Below are 25,887 nucleotides of genomic sequence, written 5' to 3' on the forward strand. Positions count from 1 at the left end.
CTCAGTTAACTTTATTGAGTAAAAAAAACAATCTTCCACATGTAATTATTTCAACCAATATGAATATAGTCGCCATAAGGCTATTTTGCCACTAACACTACAAATGATCTCTAACTAGCTGTTCTAAAAGGTCTATATGCCCCTCATCGTCGTTCAACGCAGGGATATATTCAAATTTCTCGCCACCGGCGTGCATGAAAATCTCCCGGTTCTGCTCCTTGATCTCCTCTAGTGTTTCAAGACAATCGGAAGAGAAACCAGGGCAGATCAGCTGAATATGCTTAATACCTTGAGCAGGGAGACTTTTTAATGTCTCGTCGGTATAAGGCGTTAACCAAGGTTCACGACCAAAGCGAGACTGATATGTCATCATGATATTTTCGGCTGGCAACACCAATTTGCCACGTAACGCGCGGCTGGTATCTTCACAGCGTTGTGGATAATCATCCCCCAGTTGAGCATAGCGCTTAGGAATACCATGGAAGGAAAGAATTAGTCTGTCAGGTTTGCCATGCTGCGCAAAAGCACGTTCAACACTTTGCTGTAATGCCGAAATATAGGTGGGATGTTCGGCATAATCACGGATAAAAGAAACTGATGGTAACCGACGATATCCTTTCAGAATACGGGCAACAGCGTCCCACACAGCGGCACTGGTTGAACAGGAATATTGCGGATAAAGCGGCAAAACCACCAGCTTAGTCACACCTTGGGCTAATAACTTATCGATAGCATCTGGCAGATTTGGTGAGCCATAACTCATACCTAACTCAACCGGGATCTCTGGCATACGTGCCGCCAATGCTTTCTGCTGCCGTCGACTATAGACCAATAGCGGTGATCCTTCGTCCATCCAGACTGATTGATATAATTTAGCCACGCGAGGAGATCTAATAGGCAAAATGACACCGCGTAGCAGAGGCCACCACAGCCACGGGGAAGTATCAACCACCCGGCGGTCACTCAGGAACTCAGCCAGATAGCGTTTTACTGCTTGCGGTGTTGGGGCGTCCGGTGTCCCCAAGTTGACCATTAATACGCCGAGCTTACTTTGCATGATGCAAAATCCTTGTGGGGGATATTACGCTTATTATTCGAGCTTACGAATAAGCCTTCAACGAGATCCGTAAAACGAGAAAGGCGACCTTAGGCCGCCTTAGCTATCTTACCATCCAGAATTAACCGAGAATAGTCGCCAGTTCTGCACTGACTTCTGCTACTTTACGGGTTCCGTCCAGCTTAAAATATTGCGTATTGCCTGCATCAGCTTCTTTACGATAGTAAGAAACGAGTGGTGCAGTTTGTTGATGATATTCGATCAGACGTTTGCGAACAGTGGCTTCCTGATCGTCTTTACGAATAGTAAGTTCATCACCTGTTACATCATCTTTATCTTCAACTTTAGGTGGGTTGAATTTAATGTGGTAAACACGGCCTGAAGCAGCATGTACTCGACGCCCGACGATGCGTTCAACAATCAACTCGTCTGGTACAGCAAACTCCAGCACATAATCAACCTTGATACCGGCTTCTTTCATGGCATCAGCCTGAGGAATGGTACGTGGGAACCCGTCTAACAGGAAACCATCACGGCAATCGTCCTGGGTGATACGCTCTTTAACCAATGCGATAACCAGCTCATCAGTAACCAGTTTGCCGGCATCCATTATTTCTTTCGCTTTCAGACCTAACTCAGAACCTGCTTTTACAGCGGCGCGCAACATATCACCAGTAGAGATTTGCGGAATACCGTATTTCTCCATGATGAATTGAGCCTGAGTACCCTTACCAGCGCCCGGAGCGCCCAGCAGAATGATACGCATTGCGTAAATCCCCTTGCTATGTAGTTTTTCTATGTGTTTTTACTTAGAGCCTATCCCATTAGGGCTATTTTATTTGCCATTTTGAACCAAGGCAGTGCTCAGAATCCTCACGTACGATGTTGTACTCTCCGGTTCTTCCGCGCTGTCCATGTTCAAACTGGCTGCAACAATGACGCCAACGGGGATAAGCTCTTAAAAAAATCGAAATTGCGGAAAACAAGCAACCATACCATTTTCAGGGGGGTTGGCTCAAGGCGCGCGAGGCCGGTTAGCAGGAGAGAATCAATGACATCCAGGAGAAATAAAAAAATAACCCATTGAAAATAAATAAAAAAACGCCCCAGATAACACATCTATCTGAGGCGCTCTATTACTCAATTAAGCCGTTAATAACTGATTCATTCTGCGGATAAACTGGTTAGGATCATCTAATGTTCCCCGTTCAGCTAGCAGCGATTGATCCAGTAATAACTCTACCCATTCAGCAAACTGAGCATCGTCAGTCACATCAGCAGCGCGTTTAACCAAGCTATGTTCAGGATTTAATTCAAAGATATACTTCACTTCTGGTGCCTGTTGGCCCGCAGCAGCAAACAATTTCGCCATCTGCGTACTCATTTCATCGGCATCAGTCGTCACTATCGCTGGCGTATCCGTCAAACGATGCGTCAGGCGGACATCTTTCACGCGTTCGCCCAGCAGGGTTTTAACCCGCTCAACGAATGGCTCCAACGCTTTGTCGGCTTCTTGCTGATCTGGACGCTCTTCATCTGCCAGCTTATTCAGTGAGTCATCTGCTTTGCTGACTGACTGGAAAACTTTACCATCAAACTCGGTCAGGTAGCTCATCATCCATTCATCGATGCGATCAGATAACAGCAAGACTTCAATGCCTTTTTTGCGGAACAGTTCCAGATGAGGGCTGTTCTTCGCCGCAGCATAGCTGTCAGCAGTGATGTAATAAATCTTCTCCTGCCCTTCAGTCATACGGCTGACATAATCTTCCAAAGACACTGTCTGCGCTGAGCTGTCGGTATGGGTTGAAGCAAAGCGTAGTAACTTGGCAATAGTTTCTTTATTGCTACCGTCTTCCGCCGGGCCTTCCTTAAGCGCCATACCGAACTGCTGCCAGAACTGCTGATATTTCTCAGCATCATCTTTAGCCAGTTTTTCCAGCATTTGCAGCACACGTTTAGTCAGCGCACTACGTAGATTCTGAGTAATGCGGCTGTCTTGCAGAATCTCACGCGAGACGTTCAGCGGCAGATCATTAGAATCTATTAAACCACGAACAAAACGCAGGTAATTCGGCATGAACTGCTCAGCATCATCCATAATGAACACGCGCTGCACGTAAAGTTTCAAACCATGCTTATGGTCGCGATTCCACATATCCCACGGGGCCTGAGCTGGGATATACAGCAAGCTGGTATACTCCTGCTTACCTTCAACGCGGTTATGGCTCCAACTCATCGGGTCGGTGAAATCATGCGCGATATGTTTATAGAATGCTTTATATTCGTCGTCAGTAATCTCTGCTTTGCCGCGCGTCCATAATGCCTGAGCTTTATTGATTTTCTCCCAGGTGACCGTGCCGTCTTCTTCGTTTTTGCTTTGAATTTCAACTGGCAAAGCAATATGGTCTGAATATTTACTGATGACTGAGCGCAAGCGCCAATCATCCAAATACTCGTCTTCACCTTCACGCAGATGCAGGGTTATCTCTGTACCACGCTCTTCTTTGGTGATATCCGCGATGGTGTAGTCACCCTCGCCTGCCGATTCCCAGAATACGCCAGCATCAGCAGGCGCACCGGCGGCACGGGTACGAACGGTGACTTTATCTGCCACGATAAATGCGGAGTAAAAACCGACACCAAACTGGCCGATTAATTGGCTATCTTTGGCTTGATCTGAACCAATAGACTCAAGGAATGCTTTAGTCCCTGACTTCGCGATGGTACCAAGATTATCAATAACTTCGTCACGGCTCATACCGATGCCGTTATCACTTAGAGTCAAAGTACGCTTTTCTTTATCAAAAGATAAACGCACTCTCAGCTCACCGTCGCCCTCAAATAATTCAGGATTAGACAGCGCGCGGAAACGCAGTTTGTCTGCCGCATCAGAGGCATTAGAGATCAACTCGCGCAAGAAAATTTCTTTATTGGAATAAAGCGAGTGAATCATCAAATGGAGGAGTTGTTTTACTTCAGACTGGAATCCACGGGTTTCTTGACCTTTCATACTCATTAATTACCTCAATCCAAATTACCGACAGGTACATAAAATCGAACAATGAGTATCAGATGGGGCCAATAGGTGAAAGTTTCAAGTATGAGGACAGAAAAAAACAGAGAATCGAGGGCGATTGACTTATTATCCCTAACGAATTTATTCGTAAGATAATCAATAACAAGACTGTCGCCCACAGTAAAGAATGGGATCAATACTTAATAGGATTACGCCCAGCCAGTGAGTGCGATAATGTCGTACCATCAACCATTTCCAGTTCGCCGCCTACGGGTACGCCATGAGCAATACGGCTGGCTAATACGCCATACTGACCACACATCTGGCCGATATAGTTGGCAGTGGCATCCCCTTCTACGGTCGGATTAGTTGCCAAAATGACTTCAGTGATAGTTTCAGTTTCAAGCCGTTTTTCCAGCAAATCCAAACCAATATCGCCAGGGCCAATGCCATCCATGGGAGATAAATGCCCCATCAACACAAAGTAACGCCCACCAAACTGGCCGGTTTGTTCAATAGCATGGATATCTGCCGGGCTTTCGACCACACAGAGTTGGCCATTCTGCTGCCGGCGTGGGTTGGAGCAGATAGTGCAACGGTCTTGCTCGGTAAATGTACGGCAATCAGCACAGTGACCGATTTCGGACATCGCACGAGTCAACGACTGCGCCAGCCGCATTCCACCACTACGATCACGCTGTAGCAGTTGGAATGCCATACGTTGCGCTGATTTCGGGCCAACGCCCGGCAGGCAGCGCAACGCCTCCATTAATGACTCAAGGAGTGGACTGGTTTGCATCAGAACGGCATCTTAAAGCCTGGTGGTAATTGCATACCACTGGAGACCGAAGCCATTTTCTCTTTTTGCGTTTCGTCGATACGACGCGCTGCATCGTTCAATGCCGCAGCAATCAAATCTTCCAGCATTTCTTTATCTTCTTCAACCAATAGGCTTGGGTCAATTTCAACCCGGCGGCAGTTATGCGCCCCATTGATGGTTACTTTTACCAAGCCCGCGCCAGATTCACCGGTAACTTCCAATTTGGCGACTTCTTCCTGCATCTGCTGCATTTTTTCCTGCATCTGCTGGGCTTGTTTCATTAAATTGCCAATACCGCCTTTACCAAACATAGTCATCTCTCATAGCAAGGGGCCGCGTCAGTACACCATGTACTTACCGCAGCGGTTAAACCGGCCGGATACTCTCTTCATCCAATTCTGCATCGAAGAAACGACGCAGTGTCTGAATATTATTATCCGCAATAATCGACTGGCGTGCTTGTGCCAGCTTTTCTTCATAAATGGCCTGCCGCCATTCCAGCGGAGTACGCTCCGCCGGGTTGTCATCTTCGATAACGCTAAGTGTGACAGCATTACCGTGTAATTCACTCAATGCATCAGCCAGCGCCTTTTGTGCCGAGGGCGAATTTAAATGCCGCTGGCTAGAACGCAGGTGAAGGCAAATATTACCCGGTTCTATTTCTTCTTTAAATGCATTCAACGCAAGTTGCTGTACCAATTTCGGAACATGTAGCTTATCTATCTCTGCCGCCCAAGGATCCCGCACCATGGCGTCTTCAGCCAATTTGGCAGAAAGCTCTGGTGTTTTTTCATGCTCTAACGCAGAGCGCAACGCCTTAGGCGTGGTAACTGGCTCAGCTACGACCTCAGACTGATTCTGCGCGGTCCAGCGATAAGCTTCTTTCTTCGCCGGTTTCTTTTCTTCGGTTGATTTAGCGGCCAGACGCTGCTGGCTGCGCTCAGTCACCGAAGCTAAACGCTCCAGTGCCGAGGTTGCCGGCCGCGCTTTTCCTGGCGCTGCCGGCTCATTCTTTTTTGGTGTGGTTGTCCCGGATTGTCGCAACAACTGGGTCCGTGCCTGAAGGAGCTGCGCAGTAGAATCTGGCAGCTGAGTACTCACTTCAGCGGCAAGCCCTAGCGGTGGTGCATCTTGCGGTGGCCCTGAGTGAGTAGATGCGGGCTGTTGCGTATTTGGGGAGTGCTGCGGTGCATTGTTAGCCACAATCGCTGCTGGCGCACTGACAGATACACTCTGCGGTTCGGCAATTATCGCTTTAGGATGAAAAGCTAACGCTCGCAATAAGGTTATTTCAACCCCCATGCGGCGATCCGGCGCATAAGCCAGCTCTTTGCGGCCCATTAACAGTATTTGATAATATAGCTGGATATCTGTAGGCGGCAATGTGCGGGCCAGTTCGCGTAACCGAGGCTCAACCGTCGCATAGTGATTATCCAACATTGATGGCAGCAGTTGCACCATCGCAATGCGGTGCAGCAAACTTAGGGTTTCGACCAATAAGTTTTCCCAATCGACACCACGTGATGCCGCTTGTTCTACCTGAGCCATCACCCGCGCACCATCAGCACTGACCAGCGCCTCGATAATCGCCAAGGGTTGCTCGTCATCCAGCGTTCCCAGCATTTGACTGACTGTAGCTGTCGTCACATGCCCATCGCCCATCGCAACGGCCTGATCTGTCAGACTAAGCGCATCTCGCATACTGCCATCGGCCGCCCGTGCCAGTAATTGCAATGCTCGCGCATCACTACTGATTTGCTCTGCCAGCAATATTTTTTCAAGCTGCCCACGGATAACCTCAACATCAATCACTTTGAGATGGAATTGCAAACAGCGGGAAAGGATAGTCACCGGCAGTTTCTGAGGGTCCGTAGTCGCCAGCAAGAATTTCACATGAGCTGGCGGCTCTTCAAGAGTTTTTAGTAGCGCATTGAAACTGTGGCGCGACAGCATATGCACTTCATCAATTAAGTACACTTTGAAGCGGCCACGGGCTGGAGCATATTGAACGTTATCCAGCAGTTCTCGGGTATCTTCTACCTTCGTGCGCGAGGCGGCATCTATCTCGATCAGGTCAACAAAACGGCCTTGTTCGATCTCCAGGCAGTTAGCACAGGTACCGCAAGGCGTCGCTGTAATGCCGGTTTCGCAGTTAAGACCTTTGGCTAATAGTCGTGCAATCGATGTCTTGCCAACGCCACGGGTGCCGGAGAATAGATAGGCGTGATGAATTCGCCCTAATGAAAGGCCATTAGCCAGCGCCGTCAGGACATGCTCCTGACCAACGACGTCTGCGAACGTTTGGGGGCGCCACTTACGGGCAAGGACCTGATAGCTCATTAATACTTCATCATTGATTTATAAAGAATAATTTAATCACCAGTAAAAAAACCACTATTTAACCTACATATATTAAGTGGTTTGTTTTTGAACACATTAACCCGAATAGCTACAGGTTGAATCTTAGTGTACCAGTACGCCCATCGTCATTCCCACAAATTTACTTTGTGGAAGTAGAGTTGTCGATTCTTTGTACCCTGCGATGCCGTAATAATCCCGTTCTTATTTCCTTTCTGACTCTCCCCCATGTTGAAAGAATCGATATTGCCAGCAATGAATTTTACAACGGTGGCCTGTTCATTTTTATTCCACAATCTGGATGTTATGCTGGCAATCTATTGTGAAATACCGGCCTTAGTACGATCGGAAATTTGCTCTGACAGGTAACGGAGATTAGCAGAGTGTAAAGTTGCTTCCCTGACTGCTGGATTTTGCATGGTATTCAATCAGTGCCGATGCCTAGGCTATCAAGAAGTTATAGTTAATAATCAGCGGCACCCAGTTTTGGTCAATTAACAATGGACGGATTTATGACAAGTAAAAAAAGAGGGATGGGCTATATTGCTATCGTCGTTGATGATTACGATAAAGCGATTGAATTTTATACCGAAAAGTTAGGTTTTTTTCTGCGAGAAGATGAGGCACAACCAGGGAAACGTTGGGTGTCGGTTTCGCCGACAGAAGACAGTGAGTGTCGTTTATTGCTAGCTCGGGCATCCAATGACCATCAAACTGCGTTTATTGGTAATCAATGCGGTGGTCGAGTATTCCTTTTTCTTGAGACAGATAACTTCTGGCGTGATTATGAGTTGATGAAATCAAAAGGAGTGACATTCTGCGAAGAACCTCGCAAAGAGGAATATGGCATGGTGGTTGTATTCGAAGATATTTACGGTAATCGCTGGGATCTCTACCAAAAATAGTGAGTATAATTAGTGCGTTAGGAAAACAATAATGATAAGAATCATCTCGGTGAGAAGTCACCCTGAGTATAAAGATCAATCTATCCGCTATTTTCAGAATAAGTGGGCCACGGAAGAGACTAAAATGCTTTATCAGGATTGCATCAGTCTTTGTATTGCAGCTAAAAATCCTTTACCTCAATGGTATTTGATGGAAATGAATAATGAAATTATTGGTTGCGCTGGATTAATCACCAATGATTTTATTAGCCGTATGGATCTGTACCCTTGGTTATGTGCGCTTTATATTGAAGAGCAACACCGGGGGTATGCTTATGGTGAATTACTGATCAGGCATATTGCTAAAGAAACCAAACAATTAGGTTTTGATACACTACATTTATGTACTGACCATATCGGGTTCTACGAAAAGTATGGTTTTACTTTTACTGGATTGGGTTATCACCCATGGGGCGAGTCTTCACGTATTTATTCGCTGCCACTCTAATAAGTGAATGGCAGTTTGCATTGATAATATTTTCCCGATATTCATCGAATAATCTGACGGTCACGGTTGATGACCACCAGATTGTTATGCCTACCATCTTTCAGTCCAGAGTGCTGTTGGCTGCTTTCATTCACCCAAATCATCTACCTGGGTAAGTTTATCGGGATGTATTCACTTGCAGCCTATCTGCAACTCCACATTCTTTGGGGATAAAATCAATGCCCGCTGAACGAGACCAAACTATAGCAAGTGATACCTTGCTGAGTCAGACGCGCTTCGCCGCCCAATTCAGGCAAATCAATCACAAATGCAGCGTCAGTCACGACGCCACCCAGCCGACGGATGAGCTTAACCGTTGCCTCGATTGTGCCGCCGGTAGCCAGCAAATCGTCAATCACTAAGACATTATCGCCCGGTTTAATGCTATCGGTGTGGATCTCAAGTTTGTCCGTGCCATACTCCAACTCATAGCTTTCGCTGATAGTTTCCCGCGGTAATTTACCGGGTTTACGCACCGGAACAAAACCGACACCCAGCGACAGGGCTACCGGAGCACCAAACAGAAAGCCGCGAGCTTCAGTACCCACTACTTTGGTCACGCCTTTACCCAGATAGCGCTCTACCAGCAATTCGATGCTAGCGGCATAGGCTAATGGATCTTCTAGCAAGCTGGTCACATCACGAAACAGTATTCCCGCTTTTGGATAATCGGGGATGGTTTTGATACTGTCTTTAATATATTGAAGCTGTTGTGCTGTATTAGGTGCAGTAGCGGTCATAATTTGTGCCTGATAAAACTGCTGTACATACTTAAGCGCGGCCAGTCGATGTTAAATGGCATCGGCTGAGTAACTTAGTCTCGCTATCGATAATACTCCGATAGTTTAAGTCACTGCATCCTTAACATTAAGGATGCAACGAGGGATTACCCCGCGCACGAAAACGCTCAAATCTATGCAAACTGGCACTAAAATGCAACTAGTGTGAATTGCTCAGCGCCGTTTTTGTTGCGATAGGTCAATAACTGGCATTCGCCACATAAAGGTCAACAGTAGGGTTAACATAATAAGTAATATGCCTCTCACCCACCAGATTTTCACCAACCAAAGTGAAACAGCAAATGTAAGTATGGTAACCAGTATTGCCTTCCATTTAGTGCCCACAGGCAATGCTCGATGTTGTTGCCAGGTACGTATATAGCTACCAAACCATGAACGGTAGAGCAACCAGTGATGAAATCGCGGGGAGGATCGTGCAAAACACCAGGCGGCCAACAGCAAAAACGGTGTGGTGGGTAACAGAGGAAGCACGACACCTAACGTTGCCAATATCACCGCCAGCCAACCCAAGGTTATCAAAAACCAACGAGACATAAGCTCCCTTTATCATCACTTTAATAAAGCGTTATCATTAACCCATGCGTTGAACATCATCAATAGATATTCTTGCCATTATTTGCACAAGANGTCGGTATCTATTTTATTTACCCTCCTCCAAGCTTGTATCTGCCGCCATTCGAAGGCAAGCTGGCGGGAAATGCCAAGGAGAAGCGCCATGAGTACGGAAAAATTATTGCAGGTGCTTGAAAGTCAAATTGAAGCGCTGTCAGCGCAAGTTGGCCCTCAGGCAAACATTCCCTCTCAGCAAGCCCGTTTTGATCTAAAGCTGTTTGGTAATCATGGCAACCGTTTCCGCGATTATCTACAGGAAATACGTAAAAATATGGCACAACTAAAGCAGGTGGTTGCTGATAATCGCACACAACAGGTTGCTTTTCTCGCTGAAAAACTGGTTGCCCAGATTTCTGCATTGCAAAGAGAATTGGCTACACAAAAATTAAGAAAATCCAATCCTGAACCTCGGGATAATAAATTGGACCCTTACCATAAGCTGGCTGAACATCAAGATTATGAACGGCGAATATTGACCATGATTCAGGATAGAGAGAGCCAACTTGGTAAGCAAAGTTTGTTATCTGAGCAGCAGAAAATACAGAAAGAGCTAGCGGCACTCGAGGGGCGCCTAATGCGCTGCCGGCAGGCGTTGATAAGAATAGAACGCAGTATTGAGAAAAAAGAGAACGGTTTTTGAATATTTGTCACATTTTTTGAATCATTGAGATTCCGACAGCAAATAGTTCTCTATAATGTTTATGCCCGCCCTCTTTCAAGTGCAGATGTTGACGGCTTGCGTTCACCCGAATTACTGACTGGTGTCAGTTAATCGGGATTACCTGGCTTACCGCTTTCCAGCATGTTGAAATCTAGTGGGTATATAGGTTGAATCAGGTCAGGTGGAACCCAGGTACGATATTCACACCCGACTTCCCGATTAACTGCAAATCAAATGTTGGTCAGATTATGTCAGTTGAAAAAGCTCCACCAGAACTGCAACTGGCAGTAGATCTTATCTATCTGCTGGAATGCAATGAGATAGCGCCCGAGACAGCACTGGCGGCGTTAGCGATCGTGCAACTTGATTATCAGCGTAAGCTCCGCCGTCAAAACTCAGATTGAAGATATCACTTCTGCTGTTTAGCCAAGGCGATACACTAACGTGTCGCCTTAGTGATGCAGGTATATTACCCGACCTGTAGAGACTCCATCAGTAATGGTGCGCTACTGCCTATACAGCCTAATGCCTTAAGCAAGCGGCTTATTGATATCCGGTAAGTCAGGCTTAGTATCTCCCAATTCCGATTGCTCAGCCGGTAAGCCCTGTTTATCAAGCGGGCGACTGACTTCCTGAATCTCGGTACCATCTGGTTTGTGCAGATACACTTCCAACTGGTTAAAGGCGATATTAATGTCATTATCACGACATAACTTATCAATAGCCCTGTTCAATTCATCCACCGTATAGCTGCGATCTCTCAATTCACGAACATACAGGCGTAACTCATGATCAAGAGTGCTGGAACCGAAGTTTAGGAAGAAGACTTGCGGTTCAGGATCAACCATAACTCGTGGATTCTCATGGGCGGCTTGTAACAGTACATCTTTTACTTTCGCCAGATCAGAACCATAGGCGACACCCACTTTAATGATGATGCGCGTAATGGTATCTGACAGTGACCAGTTGATCAGGCGCTCGGTAACAAATGCTTTGTTCGGAATAATGACTTCTTTACGGTCAAAATCGGTAATTGTCGTCGCACGGATGCGTATCTTGCTGACATTCCCCGAAAAAGTACCAATGGTAATGGTATCGCCGATACGAACGGGCCGCTCAAACAGAATAATCAAACCGGATACAAAGTTGGCAAAGATTTCCTGCAAGCCAAACCCTAAACCAACAGACAATGCCGCCACTAACCATTGCAATTTATCCCACGAAACACCGAGCGAACTTAACGCGGTTATCCCACCGACCGCCGTGATGAGATAAGTCAGAATGGTGGTGATGGCATAAGAAGTGCCTTGGCGCAGTTGCAGGCGCGACAATACCACAACCTCAAGTAAGCCCGGCAAGTTACGAGTCAGAACATAGGCAACCACCAATGCCATCAAAGCCACCAGCATATTCCCCAAGGTCACAGCCTGCGCGACGCTAGCACCAGCGACTGTTGAGGTGTAATGCCACAAAGAGATACTGTCCAGATAGGAAATAACCGTTATCAGGTCCGCCCAAATCCAATAGAAACAAGTGGCAAAAATCAGGAAGAGCGCCATCGTTGTCAGGCGTAATGACTGTTGGTTAATTTGGTCCAAGGCTAATGGCGGCTCTTCAACCGGCTCACCACCTTCAGCCCCCTCTTTCACCAAACTTTGCCGCCGGGCAATGGCCCTACGATAGGCCAAACGCCGCGCGGCAACCCCTAAACCTCGAATTGCCGTCAGGTAAACGATATTCCACAGGAACAATAAGTACAGGCTATCAATCCAGCGACCAGCCAGTTGCAGTGTCGTATAAAAATATCCTGCCATCATTAAGCCAATCAATATGATGGGGGTTACCGCAACCGCAGTCACAATCACTAACCGCACCGCATGGGAATCTTTTTCACGCCAACTATCGCGGCAGAATGGATAGACAAACAGGGCCAGCAGTGCCAATGCAATAACAATAACAATTTGCCCGATGACATCATCGACCAATCGAAGTGGACTTTTCTCTCCCAGTTCCGACCAGAATATCACCGGCAACAATGCCCCCCCTAATCGCACCATTTGGCGGCGATAATGCGCGCATCGGTCAGCCGCGATCATAAAGTGTCGCTCGGTAATTCCCCCTGGCGAGAGCATACGATAGGTCAGATCAAATATTAGCCAGAACAGCGCCAAACGTTGGAATAAGCTCCAGAGGAAATCACTAAGATTAAAGTCTGAACGCAGGCACCAATAGCCAATACCTAGGATAATTAAGGCCCCAGGCAAGACTTTCAGTAAAGTGAGCATAATGGCATTTGGCGTATGCATTTGGCTGTCGTGCTTGAGTTGCCCGACGTCAGCCGCCAACCTATCCAAATGTTTATTAATGATGTTATAGCGTGATCGGATCACCCCCACCACAATCAACATGGGTAGTAAGAACACCATTGATTTGATCAACCCCGCTAACACATCCCCCGGTGACAGGGTAAAGTGAAAATTGCTCAGTTCAGCTTTAAGTGCGCCCGGTAAGGCTTTTAGCCAAGACCAGTCCATCGGTTTATTGCTACTGACCCAAAAAATCTGCTGTGTCAGAGTATGTTGCAGTGATTCATTGACGCTGAGCAACTGCTGTTGGTTAATTTGCAGATTGATAGCCAATGTCAGTTGGTTACCCAACTGTTTATTCAACTGATCCAGTAGCTCACGGCGGATATCAACAATTTGCCCCAGCGCGTCTTCTACATCAGGACTGATCTTCTCTTTACTGTCATTCATCAGGGTTTGGATATAGTCATCCCCCTGGAATAGCTGGTCACGTTGCTGATTTATTTCAAATTGCTCCAAGCGCAAGTCAGCAATACGTGGCCCCATATTGGTTATCAAACCCGCAGCCGGTAAATTGAGCTGCTGTTGATACAAGATACGCGAAAGCAATAAGCTACCGCGTAATACGGTAATTTGTTCTTTTAAGTTACGTTCCGATTGCAGCGCGCGATCCAGCCAGTTTTTAACTCTGATATTCTGTTGTACCAAGGTGTTGCCTTCTTTCGTGGCATTAATCAGGCGCTGACTTAATTCTTTGTTAATCGTCAGTTCTCGGCTAACTAACGGATCATTTTGAATATCAGTTGCATCATTAGGTGCTTGCGCTTCTTTGGCTGTTTTTTCTGATAGGATTAATCGTTTGCCGCTGACCACCTCTTGCAGTAGCTGTACGTAGCGCTCCAGTTGGTTTATGTGCGCAGTAGTGTAATCCCGTTGTTTTTGCAGTAAATCCTGTAAGGTGGTGTTAGCTTCCAGATTTTTACGTTGCAAATCCAACTGCGCATTTAACATCACCTGCTCAGTCAATAACTCTTGCTGCTGGGTTGGACGCAGAACCTCTTGATTTGGCGCTAATCCATTGAGTTGATTGCGAATCTGCATTAAACGCATTGATGCGTTATACATTGCACTCTGCACCCGTTCGGGCTGAGTTTGCAGGGCAATTAACTGGCTATTATAAGCGGAGAGGTCTTCCTGAGCTGATTGTAAATCATCCAGCGTTTCATTTAGACGTGATTCCAATTGGCGCAGCGAATAATTCGCCAATGACTCCCGGGTCAGCGGGTCAGCGGTACTATTCTTAAGCGCATCCAGCCCCTCTGTCGCCTGCCGTAATTTTGCGGGAGCTTGTGCCAGTTGTTGTTTAAGTTGACTGGCCTCTTGCTTGGTACGCTCAATGGTATCAAGGTATTCCAACGTTTTAGTCAGATCCTGCTGTGATAACTTTTCCGCTGGCGACAATATTTTTTGTTTTGATAGTGTATCCAGTTGGCTTAATACCTCAGTGCGGGTCGGCACATCAATATTGATTCCAGATGCAAAAGTCGATGGCAAAGATATAAAGGCAATTATAAGCAGGATAAGCATTGTCTGAAGGCGTAATAAAAATGCCCCCACTGACGTCATGACTGGCATGGATAAGGGTAAAGAATATTGATTATGGGATCTGCTGCTCATATTTGAACTTCATTTCAACAGAGAGGCTGAAATCCTATCACGTTCAGTCTCGAGTCATAATAAGAAAAATCTTTCAGAGCGTGAATAGCTGTAATAATGCGGGCTGTTACGCAGTTGTTGTTGAATAGGATGTAACAACCAGCAATATCAGTTGATTCAGGGAAGAGTAATAATCCCCTTATTACTTAGAACGTGAGAACTTTATCAGCGGCTAACGTCCATTGAGCCAACTCAACCAAAGTACCGATTTCTGCACCATCAACCAGCGTTAACCCAGTCACACCACGGGCATCGGCGCAAGTTTTGCATAATTTAACCGGAACATTCTGTGCTGTAAGAATCTCTAGCATCTGCTGTAAATTGTAACCTTCACGTGGTTGTTGCCCGTTAAGACCAGCAATGACGGCATCAGACATTAAAAAAAGGCGTAAATCGAGATCGGCTTGTTGTTCTTTTAACGCAATAGATAAACGCAGAGCATTAAATAATGACTCATGGCCATAGGCGGCCCCATTCGCAATCACAACCAGTGAACTACTCATATAAACCTCCAGTTAATCCGATGCTTTGTTATTTAGCCCTTTTCGCAACGAAAGACTATGGCCTAGCATCTCCAGATAGGCATCAATTAATACCGGTGCCTCTTGTTTTATATCAAAACTTTCTGGCATAAAGAGCCAGTTTTCCATCAAACCTGTAATATAAGCTTTCATGATAATCGCAGCTCGACGAGTATCAAGGTTGACGGGCAATTGATTTGCATCAATACAGTCTTGCAAAACCGATTCAATTCGCTCATAACTAGCTAAATCAAGAACTTTACGCGCGTCATGGACTGAGGTCATCTCACCGATAAACTCACATTTATGGAATACAATCTCCATTAGTGCACGGCGTCGGCAATCCTCACGCGTAGAAACAAGAACATAGATGAGTATTTCACGCAGGATGCGGAGTGGATTATCGGGATATTTTGCCTGATACTCTAATTCGAGCTGATCAATTTTAGACTCTGATAACTCCCAAACTTCGTTAAACAGGTCTACCTTATTCTTGAAGTGCCAATAAATTGCGCCTCGGGTTACGCCTGCGGCGGCGGCAATATCAGTAAGTGAAGTGCCGGAAACGCCATGCGCAGAAAACTCCCGCACTGCGGCATCAAGAATTTGTTGCCGGGTCTCTTCGGCTTGCTGTTTGGTTTTTCGTGCCATAGCGTTGTTTTTTCGAGGGGGTGCGATTTACATACATTCACGAATGTATGTACCATAGCACGCACATATAATTTACGCAGCAATGGGTTTTAAAGCTTGTGATCCATTGAATTAAATTAAAAATCGGACACTTGAGGTTTATCTATGAGCAAAAACAGAGGGGTAATGCCTCTGGCTGCAATTCTGGTACTTTCAGGCAGCTTAGTACTTATAGGATGTAATGATAAAGATGCGGCGCAAGCCCATGCTCAACAGGCACCTGAAGTCGGTATTGTGACATTGAAAGCAGCACCACTGAATATCACAACCGAACTACCGGGCCGCACGTCCGCATTCCGTGTTGCAGAAGTTCGCCCACAAGTTAGCGGGATCATTCTTAAACGTAACTATGTTGAAGGCAGTGATGTCACCGCCGGAACATCACTTTATCAAATTGATCCAGCCACATATCAGGCCGCTTATGACAGCGCCAAAGGTGATTTAGCGAAAGCACAAGCTGCCGCTGAAATTGCCCGCCTGACAGTGAATCGCTACAAACCATTACTGGGTACCAATTACATCAGTAAGCAAGAGTATGACCAGGCTGTGTCTGACTCAATGCAAGCTAATGCGAGTGTTCTGGCAGCAAAAGCGGCGGTAGAAACAGCGCGTATTAACCTGGCATATACTCAGGTTACGTCGCCAATCAGTGGGCGTACCGGTAAATCTTCAGTTACTGAAGGTGCATTGGTGACCAGTGGTCAGGCAACGGCAATGACCACAGTTCAGCAACTTGATCCGATGTATGTCGATGTGACTCAATCAAGCGATGAATTCTTGCGCCTGAAAAAAGAGCTGGCTGATGGCACGCTCAAGCAAGAAAACGGCAAGGCCAAGGTTCGCTTGTTACTGGAAAACGGCTCTGAATACGCACAAACCGGTACTCTGGAATTCTCTGGTGTCACCGTCGATGAAACGACCGGTTCAATTACTATCCGTGCCATCTTCCCTAACCCGAACGAGGCGCTGCTGCCTGGCATGTTTGTTCGTGCCCGTTTGGATGAAGGTGTCAGACCTGATGCACTGTTGGTGCCTCAACAAGGTGTGACGCGTAACCCACGTGGCGAAGCTACTGCTATGGTTGTCGGCGCAGATGACAAAGTTGAAATGCGCACGCTGGTTGCTAATCAGGCCATTGGTAATAAATGGTTGGTTACTGAAGGATTGAAAGCAGGCGACCGCCTGATTGTTTCCGGCTTGCAGAAAATCAGACCGGGCGTGCAGGTAAAAGTGCAGGAAGTTACTGACCCGGCGCAAAAAGCAGCTCCGGCTGATACAGCGAAGAAGTCTTAAAAGGAGCCGGTAATTCATGGCTAAGTTCTTTATAGATCGCCCTATTTTCGCTTGGGTTCTCGCCATCATTCTGATGTTGGCTGGTGCACTTGCGATAATGAAATTACCCGTTGCGCAATATCCAACCATTGCGCCACCGGCAATTACAATCTCCGCCAACTATCCTGGCGCCGATGCGACTACTGTTCAGAATACAGTTACGCAGGTTATCGAACAGAACATGAACGGTATCGATAACCTGCTGTATATGTCTTCCAGCAGTGATTCCTCCGGTAACGTTCAGTTGACGTTGACCTTTAACTCAGGCACTGACCCAGATATCGCTCAGGTTCAGGTCCAGAACAAACTGCAATTAGCTATGCCATTACTGCCGCAAGAAGTGCAGCAGCAGGGCGTGAGCGTTGAAAAGTCCAGTAGTAGCTTCCTCATGGTTGCCGGCTTTATTTCTGAAGACGGCACCATGAAACAAGAAGATATCGCGGACTATGTGGGTTCTAACGTTAAAGATCCAATTAGCCGTACCGCCGGTGTGGGTGACGTTCAGTTATTTGGTTCCCAATACGCAATGCGTATCTGGANGGATCCGCATAAACTGAATAATTTCAAACTGACACCGGTTGATGTTATTAATGCCATTAAAGTACAGAACAATCAGGTCGCAGCAGGCCAGTTAGGGGGGACTCCACCCGTACCTGGTCAAGAGCTGAACTCATCAATCATTGCGCAGACCCGTTTAACCAACGCAGAAGAATTCAGCCAGATCTTGCTGAAAGTGAATACTGATGGTTCGCAGGTTCGCCTGAAAGATGTGGCTATCGTTCAACTGGGTGCTGAAAGCTATAACATCATCGCCCGTTATAATGGTAAACCTGCGGCAGGTATCGGTATTAAACTGGCAACCGGTGCTAACGCCCTGGACACCTCTGCTGCAGTAAAAGCTGAACTGGCGAAATTACAACCCTTCTTCCCGAATGGGTTGAAAGTGGTTTATCCGTACGACACCACCCCATTCGTTAAAATCTCTATTAACGAAGTGGTTAAAACACTGGTTGAAGCCATCATTTTGGTGTTCCTGGTAATGTATCTGTTCTTGCAGAACTTCCGGGCAACATTGATTCCAACGATTGCAGTACCGGTCGTATTGCTGGGTACTTTCGCTATTCTCTCCGCCTTTGGCTATTCGATAAACACCCTAACGATGTTCGGGATGGTGTTGGCGATAGGTCTATTGGTAGATGACGCCATCGTGGTGGTAGAGAACGTCGAACGTGTGATGCAGGAAGAAGGGCTACCGCCGAAAGAAGCCACCAAAAAGTCTATGGAGCAAATCCAGGGCGCATTGGTGGGGATCGCGATGGTACTGTCGGCAGTATTTATCCCGATGGCCTTCTTTGGCGGCGCAACCGGGGCGATTTATCGTCAGTTCTCTATCACCATTGTTTCAGCCATGGTGCTCTCGGTTCTGGTGGCATTGATTCTGACACCCGCACTGTGCGCGACAATGCTGAAACCTATCACCAAAGGTGAACATGGGCCGAGTACCGGCTTCTTCGGTTGGTTTAACCGCATGTTCGAGAAAAGCACCCATCACTACACTGACAGCGTTGCCAACATTTTGCGCAGCACTGGCCGTTATCTGCTGATCTATCTGCTGATAGTGATTGGTATGGGCGTGTTGTTCCTACGCTTGCCGACATCATTCTTACCAGAAGAAGATCAGGGTGTATTCCTGACCATGGTGCAAATGCCTGCGGGTGCGACGCAAGAACGTACTCAGAAAGTGCTAAATCAGGTTACTGACTATTATCTCGACAAAGAAAAAGACGTGGTTAACTCTGTATTTACCGTTAACGGCTTCGGTTTCAGTGGTCAGGGTCAGAACACGGGTCTGGCATTCGTCAGTCTGAAAAACTGGGATGAGCGTCCGGGAGAACAGAACAAAGTTCCAGCAATTGTCGGCCGCGCATCTGCTGCCTTCTCGCAAATCAAAGACGGTTTGGNCTTCGCCTTTAACTTGCCAGCGATTGTGGAGTTGGGTACTGCTACCGGCTTTGACTTCCAGTTAATTGATCAGGGTAACGTCGGCCATCAGAAATTAACTGAAGCGCGTAACCAACTGCTCGGTATGGCGGCGCAACACTCAGATATGCTGGTCGGTATGCGGCCGAACGGACTGGAAGATACACCTCAGTTCAAAGTGGAAGTTGATCAGGAAAAAGCACAGGCTCTTGGTGTTTCGATTTCCGATATCAATACCACGCTCGGTTCAGCAATGGGCGGCAGTTACGTAAACGACTTTATCGACCGTGGTCGTGTGAAGAAAGTTTATGTACAAGCTGATGCGCCTTTCCGTATGTTACCGGGTGATATCGATAAGTGGTATGTCCGTAACAACGCCGGTCAGATGGTATCGTTTAATACCTTCTCCACCGCGAAATGGGAATACGGCTCACCTCGACTTGAACGTTATAACGGTCTGCCATCCATGGAAATTCTGGGTCAGGCAGCACCGGGTAAAAGTACCGGTGAGGCAATGGACCTGATGCAGGACTTGGCATCTAAATTGCCAAGCGGCATCGGTTATGACTGGACCGGCATGTCTTATCAAGAACGTCTGTCAGGTAACCAGGCTCCCGCGTTGTATGCCATCTCACTGATTGTGGTGTTCTTATGTCTGGCTGCGCTGTATGAAAGCTGGTCGATTCCATTCTCAGTTATGTTGGTGGTACCGCTGGGTGTTGTGGGCGCGTTACTGGCGGCCTCTCTGCGTGGGCTCAATAACGACGTTTACTTCCAGGTAGGCTTATTGACCACTATCGGACTATCGGCCAAGAACGCCATCTTGATTGTTGAGTTTGCTAAAGACTTAATGGACAAAGAAGGGAAAGGTTTGGTGGAATCAACCTTGGAAGCAGTACGTATGCGTCTGCGACCAATTCTGATGACGTCATTAGCCTTTATCCTAGGGGTTCTGCCACTGGTTATCAGTAGTGGTGCAGGTTCTGGTGCACAGAATGCGGTAGGTACAGGTGTTATGGGCGGGATGGTAACCGCGACTGTACTGGCTATCTTCTTTGTTCCGGTCTTCTTCGTGGTGGTTCGCCGTCGCTTTAGTCGAAAAAGCGAAGATGTAGAACACTCGCATGCGGTTGACCATAAGGCCAAGTAAACCTTACGTCACCACAATTGATGAAATACATCATTAAGAAAACCCGCAGACTTAGGTTTGCGGGTTTTTTATTTTCTGTACTTGAAACTCAAAAGTGAATAGCGCATAATTATTGTTATAGTATAACATAACAATTGTAGTTTTTATGAAACCTGCCATCCACCCTAACTACCGGACAGTGGTTTTTCACGACACCAGCGCAGATACCTATTTCACCGTGGGTTCCACCATTGCCACAGCACGCACCATTGAGCGCGATGGGCAGACCTATCCTTATGTCACGCTGGATATCTCCTCAGCCTCACATCCGTACTACACCGGTAAACAAAAAGAGTTCTCCAAAGAAGGCAGTACTGCGCGCTTCAATCAACGTTTTGGTCGCTTCTTGACTAAAAAAGCCAGCTAATCCTGAGAGTTAACCATGCAAGTATTGAGTTCATTACGTTCAGCTAAAAACCGTCATCCCGATTGTAAAATCGTTCATCGTCGTGGTCGGGTATACGTTATTTGTAAAAGTAACCCACGTTTCAAAGCGGTTCAGGGAGGGACTCATAAGAAGCGTTGATTTTGATTTGGTCTTTAGCCCATCAGTTGATGGTATTGATAAGCCCCGTTGCTGCCCAACGGGGCTTTTTCATGTTAAAGAAGAGAGTTATCAACCAAGGTCAAGTACTCAGCCTCTGACCAAAATCAAAGACTGAGCGCTAGCCACTTTGTTTATTGGTTTATAGTTACTTCATACTGTTCACAATGGTATCTACATTGTGTTTAAAAGCTTCAGCATAGGTTGCTGCCGGGCCACCGGTTGCAGATAAGGCTTCAGGGTAAAGCTCCCCACCAGCTTTAGCACCACTGGCTGCGGCAATCTGTTTTACTAAACGCGGATCAGTCTGATTTTCAATAAAATACGTTTTTATTTTCTCTTGTTTGATCTGTTTAATTAGCGCGGCTACATCGCTGGCACTGGCTTCAGCCTCAGTGGAGAATCCGACGGGCGATAAGAAGTTAACCCCATACTCTTGGCTAAAATAGCCGAAAGCATCATGGCTGGTCAGGACCTTACGCTTATCCATCGGGATCGTGGCAAACTGAGCTTTCGCATAAGCATCCAGTTTTTCCAATTGCTGAATGTATTCTCCACCACGTTTACGGAAATAATCAGCATCCTCAGGATCGGCGACAATCAATGCATTCATTACGTTGTTGGCATACTTGATACCATTCGCCATGCTGTTCCATGCGTGGGGGTCCGTCACCCTCTTTCCCTCGTCATCCATTTTACGCGTATCGATCCCGGTTGAGGCGACAACGACCTGCCCTTTATAGCCAGAAGCACTGATCAAACGCTCCAACCACCCTTCAAGCCCTAGCCCGCTGATAAACACCACATCAGCGTTAGATAACTGTTTACTATTTTTCGGCATTGGTTCAAAACTATGGGGATCCCCATCCGGGCCGACCAATGTCACCACATTGACATGCTCGCCCCCCACCTGCTGGACGATATCGCCTAAAATAGAAAAACTGGCTACAGCTTCAACAGTTTTTGCCATCACCAATGGGCTAGACAGTAGGGCAGCTACCGCCAAACTAATAGGTAAACGCTTCATTTAACTCTCCTTTAACGACCGGTACTTCTTAACGGCGCGCGGTTGCTAAAACACCACCACGCGTTCCAAATAGAATAGATACAAAGAAAATCAGGCTGGCACTAAGGACTATTGCCGGCCCGGCAGGTAACGAGGCGTAATAAGACCACAACAAGCCGACAAAACTGGCAACTATGCCGATGGCCATGGCAATACCTAATGTATGAGGGAGATTTTTGGCCCAAAAACGGGCACTGGCAGCAGGCAACATCATTAATCCTACCGACATCAGGGTGCCAAGAATCTGAAATCCGGCGACCAGATTGATAACCACCAGCGATAAAAACAGAGCGTGGACCACCATCAGCCAGCGCCCCATACTGACCCGTAGAAAGACAGGGTCGAATGACTCAATCACCAGTGCGCGATAAATCGCCGCTAAAGCCAACATCGAAACCGTCGTAATAACGCCGACCATGGTCATGGCACTGACATCAACAGCCAAAATAGAACCAAATAACACATGAAGCAGATCCATGCTCGAGCCACGTAGAGAGACCAGCGTGACCCCCAACGCCAGCGAGCCCAGATAGAAACCGGCAAAGCTGGCATCTTCTCTTAATAGTGTTCGTCGGCTGACCCAGCCGGACAACATAGCAACCGCTAATCCGGCAATAAACCCACCCACGCCCATTGCCACCAGTGACATTCCTGAAATGAGGTAACCGATAGCCGCTCCCGGCAATACCGCGTGAGATAGGGCATCCCCCACCAGGCTCATTCGCCGTAATAACAAGAAAACCCCTAAAGGAGCTGAACTGAGTGACAAAGCCAGACAGGCGACTAATGCCCGCCGCATAAAGCCAAAATCGACAAAAGGATCAGCAAATAAATGGAACAATGTCATCAGTTGATAACCCTTTGCTGTTCGGGTTGAGGAGCCAGAGAAGAGAGTGCGCAAGATGAGCTGTGGCAGTGATGCCATTGCGCCAGAACCTGTGCAGATGAGTCCCAACAGTTACCAAGAGGTGCCAACCACAAGGCGCGGGGGAAATGTTCAGCGACCATCGACATATCGTGTAAGACAGCAATAATTGTCCGCCCCTCATCCTGTAACCGATGAATAACATCGAGTAACAGCCGCACGGTTTGGCTATCAATACCGGTAAAAGGCTCATCCAGTAATATCAGTTGTGCCTGTTGCACTAAAAGACGGGCAAACAGCACCCGTTGCAACTGCCCGCCAGAAAGCTCACCAACGGGTTGGCGCGCCATCTCCTGCATACCGACGGTGTTTAATGCCTTTTTGATTCGTTGCCGTGATTGATGATTAATACCCCCTAGTAGCCCACTTTGTGGCCAGCACCCCATCGCCACGACATCCTGAACGACAATGGGGAACTGTTTATCTAACTCAGCTTGCTGTGGGAGATAGGCTATTTGAGGGCGCACTTCTCCGGTAAAAGTTATTTCCCCCATCACTGCGGGTTGTAAATCTGCCAATGTTTTAAGTAGGGTTGATTTACCCGCTCCATTTGCCCCAATGATGGCCGTGAGAGACCCGGCAGTAAAACCACCATCAATTGGCGGGGTAAGTGCATGCCGATCATATCCAATCTCAATATTTCTCAACTTTATCATGGCAATATATTCGCCCAATAAATAGCTCCCCACAGCAGCAAGCAAAGTAAGGCGACTCCGCTGATACGCTGTAATGACGAAAGTGAGAACAATGTCCAGTAGGAAGGCAGGGTTAACCGGGTAAGGAAAGCGTGTTTATTCATAGTAGAACAGAGCATGTGTTTTTATGTGATACATTATAACATCACATAAAATTATTAAATTCAAGAAAACATCATGATTGACGGGTTTTAAAAGTAACAAGTTTTAGCACGCTAGCCCCACCGCCCTCAGTAAACGGAAGCAAACCTGCCGCTAATGGCAAACCAGACAGCGCAAACATGCTTAGTAACAGTAAATTAAACAATTTTTACTGTTACTCCACTGGTGAGGTCAGGCAGGGTTTTGGTATTCTAACCTCAACATTGTTCGGTAATGCTCGCAAAACGATAAATTACACAATAGAAAACAGGTAATATCCTCCCCTGCTCTTGACCAAACCCGCTGAGCATTCTAGGTTAATAGAGAGTAGTTAAATTAATCGTGAGTAATAACCCTAAATATGAAGAACCCTATTTAGACTGCGTTATTTTATAGGAAGAGCGTGTTATTGAAAGCAAGTGCGTCAAATAACATCACAACATGTAGCTGATAGTATTAGTTGAAAAAATCTCATTAAATTTGATTTTTTTGATTCAAATCATGCTCGTAGTTGCTGAAAAACAAATGCCAAAGCATTTTTTGTTACAATAGCGATACAGGAATGAATTAATCTTGCCACCATGAGCGGACAATTAATGAACAATGAAATAGCTGGGGACTTCACCTCAGGGTGTTACGCGATTTCATTACTCAAGAGTGTTATCAGCAATAATATCCGTGAAATTGAAGGAAGTTTGGTTTCCGGCTTAATGTATTATTCGGAAAATGCCAGGTACACGGCGGGTTCATTAGAAATTCTTGATATTTCTCACGTAGAAGATAACTGTTATTCAATGACTTACTGTTATCAATGGCATATCTTTAACCCCTGTTTGGATATCAATACTGAAGAATCCTTAACCGGTGCTGTAACATTTATTGTACATCCAGAAAAAATCACTTTTGATATAATTAACAATGACAGGCCCTCAACCGCTGACGAATTGTAAGATTAAGTAATAAAGTTGCGCGGTGAGCGAAGAAATGATTTATATTCATATCAAGACAAGTTTATTTACGTTAACGATAAGCTTCTACGTTTATATGATTATCTATCTACTCACATTGTGTTATCAACACCGAATTAAGACTTTACGGAGGGGATGATATGGATGAGTACTCGCCTAAACGGCATGACATTGCCCAGTTGAAGTTTCTATGTGAGAACTTGTATGATGAAGGCATTGCTACCCTTGGCGACAGCCATCATGGGTGGGTAAATGACCCAACATCTGCCGTAAATCTGCAACTCAATGATTTGATCGAGCATATAGCTTCATTTGTGATGAGTTTTAAAATAAAATACCCGGATGACGGCGACCTTTCAGAGTTAGTGGAAGAATATTTAGACGATACATATACTTTGTTTAGTAGTTACGGGATCAATGATCCTGAATTGCGGCGCTGGCAAAAAACCAAAGAGCGTTTATTCAGACTTTTCTCAGGAGAATACATCTGTACCCTGATGAAAACTTAAGGGATAGTTTCCCTATATTAATTTGTATATCGAGAAGAAAAACCACCATGACAAAAACTGACTACCTGATGCGTTTAAGAAAATGTACGACTATTGATACATTGGAACGTGTAATTGAAAAGAATAAGTATGAGCTTTCCGATGATGAGTTGGAATTATTTTACTCAGCGGCAGACCATCGCCTGGCTGAACTCACAATGAATAAGCTTTATGATAAAATCCCACCTACGGTTTGGCAACATGTGAAATAGTCTGCTTAACGCTGGTTAAGACACACAACGTTGAGCCGATAGTCGTTATCGGCTTCAATGAACCAGGCGATTTGTTCGTGTTTTAATTTGAGATAAATGTCTTGATAGGCCCACGGTATTGAAGGTTAACTTGAATCCCGCGTTATTGCATATCAGGATTTAGGTAAAATCCAGTGAGTTATCAGCAGAATGGAAGGGCATTTAAGTCAAAGTGCTTGGTCCGTTTTATTTATTAAAATTCACTCTTACCGCTAATAATTTCAAAATATTATTAATCCTTTGCTAAATCTTAAATG

The 25,887-nt window shown here is 46.2% G+C and carries 25 protein-coding genes and 1 other annotated feature; of the genes, 11 read left to right on the forward strand and 14 right to left on the reverse strand.

All coding sequences use genetic code 11. From position 1 onward, the window contains the following. Window positions 1-97: 97 nt before the first annotated feature. From hemH to dnaX, 6 genes are all read right to left on the reverse strand, one after another. Window positions 98-1,060, reverse strand: a complete 963-nt coding sequence (gene hemH / locus V1952_RS08680; RefSeq protein WP_263699557.1) for a ferrochelatase — start codon at window positions 1,058-1,060, stop codon at window positions 98-100. A 118-nt stretch (window positions 1,061-1,178) separates the two neighbouring features. Beyond that, window positions 1,179-1,823 carry an adenylate kinase gene (gene adk / locus V1952_RS08685; RefSeq protein WP_083159957.1) on the reverse strand — a complete coding sequence of 215 codons (645 nt, stop codon included), beginning with the start codon at window positions 1,821-1,823 and terminating at the stop codon, window positions 1,179-1,181. Between the two features lie 378 nt (window positions 1,824-2,201). Continuing rightward, the gene (gene htpG / locus V1952_RS08690) at window positions 2,202-4,070 is read right to left on the reverse strand and encodes a molecular chaperone HtpG (RefSeq protein ID WP_372559842.1); all 1,869 of its coding nucleotides are present in this window, start codon (window positions 4,068-4,070) and stop codon (window positions 2,202-2,204) included. A gap of 199 nt (window positions 4,071-4,269) precedes the next feature. Next, entirely contained in the window at window positions 4,270-4,875 is a 606-nt protein-coding gene (gene recR, locus V1952_RS08695) for a recombination mediator RecR (RefSeq protein ID WP_083159961.1), read from the reverse strand. After that, on the reverse strand, window positions 4,875-5,207 hold the full coding sequence (locus tag V1952_RS08700; protein ID WP_019081276.1) for a YbaB/EbfC family nucleoid-associated protein: 333 nt from the start codon (window positions 5,205-5,207) through the stop codon (window positions 4,875-4,877). Before V1952_RS08700 ends, recR begins: the two co-directional genes overlap by 1 nt. 55 nt (window positions 5,208-5,262) lie before the next feature. Further along, entirely contained in the window at window positions 5,263-7,236 is a 1,974-nt protein-coding gene (gene dnaX, locus V1952_RS08705) for a DNA polymerase III subunit gamma/tau (RefSeq protein WP_420074616.1), read from the reverse strand. Continuing rightward, window positions 5,869-5,932, reverse strand: a sequence feature (DnaX frameshifting element). Its footprint overlaps the gene before it by 64 nt. 530 nt (window positions 7,237-7,766) lie before the next feature. Between dnaX and V1952_RS08710 the strand changes: the two genes are divergently transcribed. Both V1952_RS08710 and V1952_RS08715 read left to right on the forward strand, forming a co-directional pair. Further along, the gene (locus V1952_RS08710) at window positions 7,767-8,159 is read left to right on the forward strand and encodes a VOC family protein (RefSeq protein ID WP_372558216.1); all 393 of its coding nucleotides are present in this window, start codon (window positions 7,767-7,769) and stop codon (window positions 8,157-8,159) included. Between the two features lie 31 nt (window positions 8,160-8,190). Next, window positions 8,191-8,646, forward strand: coding sequence for a GNAT family N-acetyltransferase (locus tag V1952_RS08715; protein WP_372558215.1), 456 nt, complete (start codon window positions 8,191-8,193; stop codon window positions 8,644-8,646). Between the two features lie 215 nt (window positions 8,647-8,861). On the opposite strand, the gene apt is transcribed toward V1952_RS08715, so the two are convergent. Both apt and V1952_RS08725 read right to left on the reverse strand, forming a co-directional pair. After that, on the reverse strand, window positions 8,862-9,425 hold the full coding sequence (gene apt / locus V1952_RS08720; RefSeq protein ID WP_083159969.1) for an adenine phosphoribosyltransferase: 564 nt from the start codon (window positions 9,423-9,425) through the stop codon (window positions 8,862-8,864). A gap of 213 nt (window positions 9,426-9,638) precedes the next feature. Then, window positions 9,639-10,019 carry a DUF454 family protein gene (locus tag V1952_RS08725; protein ID WP_372558214.1) on the reverse strand — a complete coding sequence of 127 codons (381 nt, stop codon included), beginning with the start codon at window positions 10,017-10,019 and terminating at the stop codon, window positions 9,639-9,641. A gap of 181 nt (window positions 10,020-10,200) precedes the next feature. On the opposite strand from V1952_RS08725, the gene priC reads away from it, so the two are divergent. After that, a complete protein-coding gene (gene priC / locus V1952_RS08730; RefSeq protein WP_420074617.1) occupies window positions 10,201-10,737 on the forward strand; it encodes a primosomal replication protein PriC in 537 nt (178 codons plus the stop codon). Window positions 10,738-11,006: 269 nt separating this feature from the next. After that, on the forward strand, window positions 11,007-11,162 hold the full coding sequence (gene rsmS, locus V1952_RS08735; protein WP_050086075.1) for a pleiotropic regulatory protein RsmS: 156 nt from the start codon (window positions 11,007-11,009) through the stop codon (window positions 11,160-11,162). Between the two features lie 126 nt (window positions 11,163-11,288). On the opposite strand, the gene mscK is transcribed toward rsmS, so the two are convergent. From mscK to acrR, 3 genes are all read right to left on the reverse strand, one after another. Further along, complete coding sequence (mscK, locus tag V1952_RS08740; protein WP_420074618.1) at window positions 11,289-14,741, reverse strand: mechanosensitive channel MscK; 3,453 nt, start codon at window positions 14,739-14,741, stop codon at window positions 11,289-11,291. Between the two features lie 185 nt (window positions 14,742-14,926). Next, window positions 14,927-15,283, reverse strand: coding sequence for a DsrE/DsrF/TusD sulfur relay family protein (locus tag V1952_RS08745; protein ID WP_083159977.1), 357 nt, complete (start codon window positions 15,281-15,283; stop codon window positions 14,927-14,929). A gap of 12 nt (window positions 15,284-15,295) precedes the next feature. Further along, window positions 15,296-15,952, reverse strand: coding sequence for a multidrug efflux transporter transcriptional repressor AcrR (gene acrR / locus V1952_RS08750; RefSeq protein WP_372558211.1), 657 nt, complete (start codon window positions 15,950-15,952; stop codon window positions 15,296-15,298). A gap of 144 nt (window positions 15,953-16,096) precedes the next feature. On the opposite strand from acrR, the gene acrA reads away from it, so the two are divergent. The 4 genes from acrA (at window position 16,097) to ykgO (ending at window position 21,018) form a co-directional block, all read left to right on the forward strand. Further along, entirely contained in the window at window positions 16,097-17,284 is a 1,188-nt protein-coding gene (gene acrA, locus V1952_RS08755; protein WP_372558210.1) for an efflux RND transporter adaptor subunit AcrA, read from the forward strand. A 16-nt stretch (window positions 17,285-17,300) separates the two neighbouring features. Beyond that, window positions 17,301-20,453: an efflux RND transporter permease AcrB gene (gene acrB / locus V1952_RS08760; protein WP_420074619.1), complete on the forward strand. Its 3,153-nt coding sequence runs from the start codon at window positions 17,301-17,303 to the stop codon at window positions 20,451-20,453. A 145-nt stretch (window positions 20,454-20,598) separates the two neighbouring features. Continuing rightward, window positions 20,599-20,859 (forward strand): type B 50S ribosomal protein L31, encoded by a 261-nt coding sequence (locus V1952_RS08765; RefSeq protein WP_420074620.1) that lies wholly within the window; start codon window positions 20,599-20,601, stop codon window positions 20,857-20,859. Window positions 20,860-20,874: 15 nt separating this feature from the next. After that, window positions 20,875-21,018 (forward strand): type B 50S ribosomal protein L36, encoded by a 144-nt coding sequence (ykgO, locus tag V1952_RS08770; RefSeq protein ID WP_038402146.1) that lies wholly within the window; start codon window positions 20,875-20,877, stop codon window positions 21,016-21,018. A 166-nt stretch (window positions 21,019-21,184) separates the two neighbouring features. Here the strand turns inward: ykgO and V1952_RS08775 are convergent, their stop codons facing one another. From V1952_RS08775 to V1952_RS08785, 3 genes are read right to left on the reverse strand one after another with little or no spacing between them, the layout of a single operon-like run. After that, window positions 21,185-22,063, reverse strand: a complete 879-nt coding sequence (locus V1952_RS08775) for a metal ABC transporter substrate-binding protein (protein ID WP_420074621.1) — start codon at window positions 22,061-22,063, stop codon at window positions 21,185-21,187. 28 nt (window positions 22,064-22,091) lie between these two features. Continuing rightward, entirely contained in the window at window positions 22,092-22,949 is an 858-nt protein-coding gene (locus V1952_RS08780) for a metal ABC transporter permease (protein WP_420071378.1), read from the reverse strand. Next, entirely contained in the window at window positions 22,949-23,683 is a 735-nt protein-coding gene (locus V1952_RS08785) for a metal ABC transporter ATP-binding protein (RefSeq protein ID WP_420074622.1), read from the reverse strand. Before V1952_RS08785 ends, V1952_RS08780 begins: the two co-directional genes overlap by 1 nt. Window positions 23,684-24,459: 776 nt before the next feature. Between V1952_RS08785 and V1952_RS08790 the strand changes: the two genes are divergently transcribed. From V1952_RS08790 to ymoA, 3 genes are all read left to right on the forward strand, one after another. Continuing rightward, window positions 24,460-24,813, forward strand: a complete 354-nt coding sequence (locus V1952_RS08790) for a hypothetical protein (protein WP_420074623.1) — start codon at window positions 24,460-24,462, stop codon at window positions 24,811-24,813. Window positions 24,814-24,971: 158 nt separating this feature from the next. After that, entirely contained in the window at window positions 24,972-25,340 is a 369-nt protein-coding gene (tomB, locus tag V1952_RS08795; protein ID WP_083159993.1) for an Hha toxicity modulator TomB, read from the forward strand. Between the two features lie 47 nt (window positions 25,341-25,387). Beyond that, complete coding sequence (gene ymoA / locus V1952_RS08800) at window positions 25,388-25,591, forward strand: expression modulating protein YmoA (protein ID WP_002208622.1); 204 nt, start codon at window positions 25,388-25,390, stop codon at window positions 25,589-25,591. Window positions 25,592-25,887 lie beyond the last annotated feature (296 nt).

Source organism: Yersinia sp. 2542 StPb PI, assembly GCF_048593855.1.
Classification (GTDB): domain Bacteria; phylum Pseudomonadota; class Gammaproteobacteria; order Enterobacterales; family Enterobacteriaceae; genus Yersinia; species Yersinia enterocolitica_E.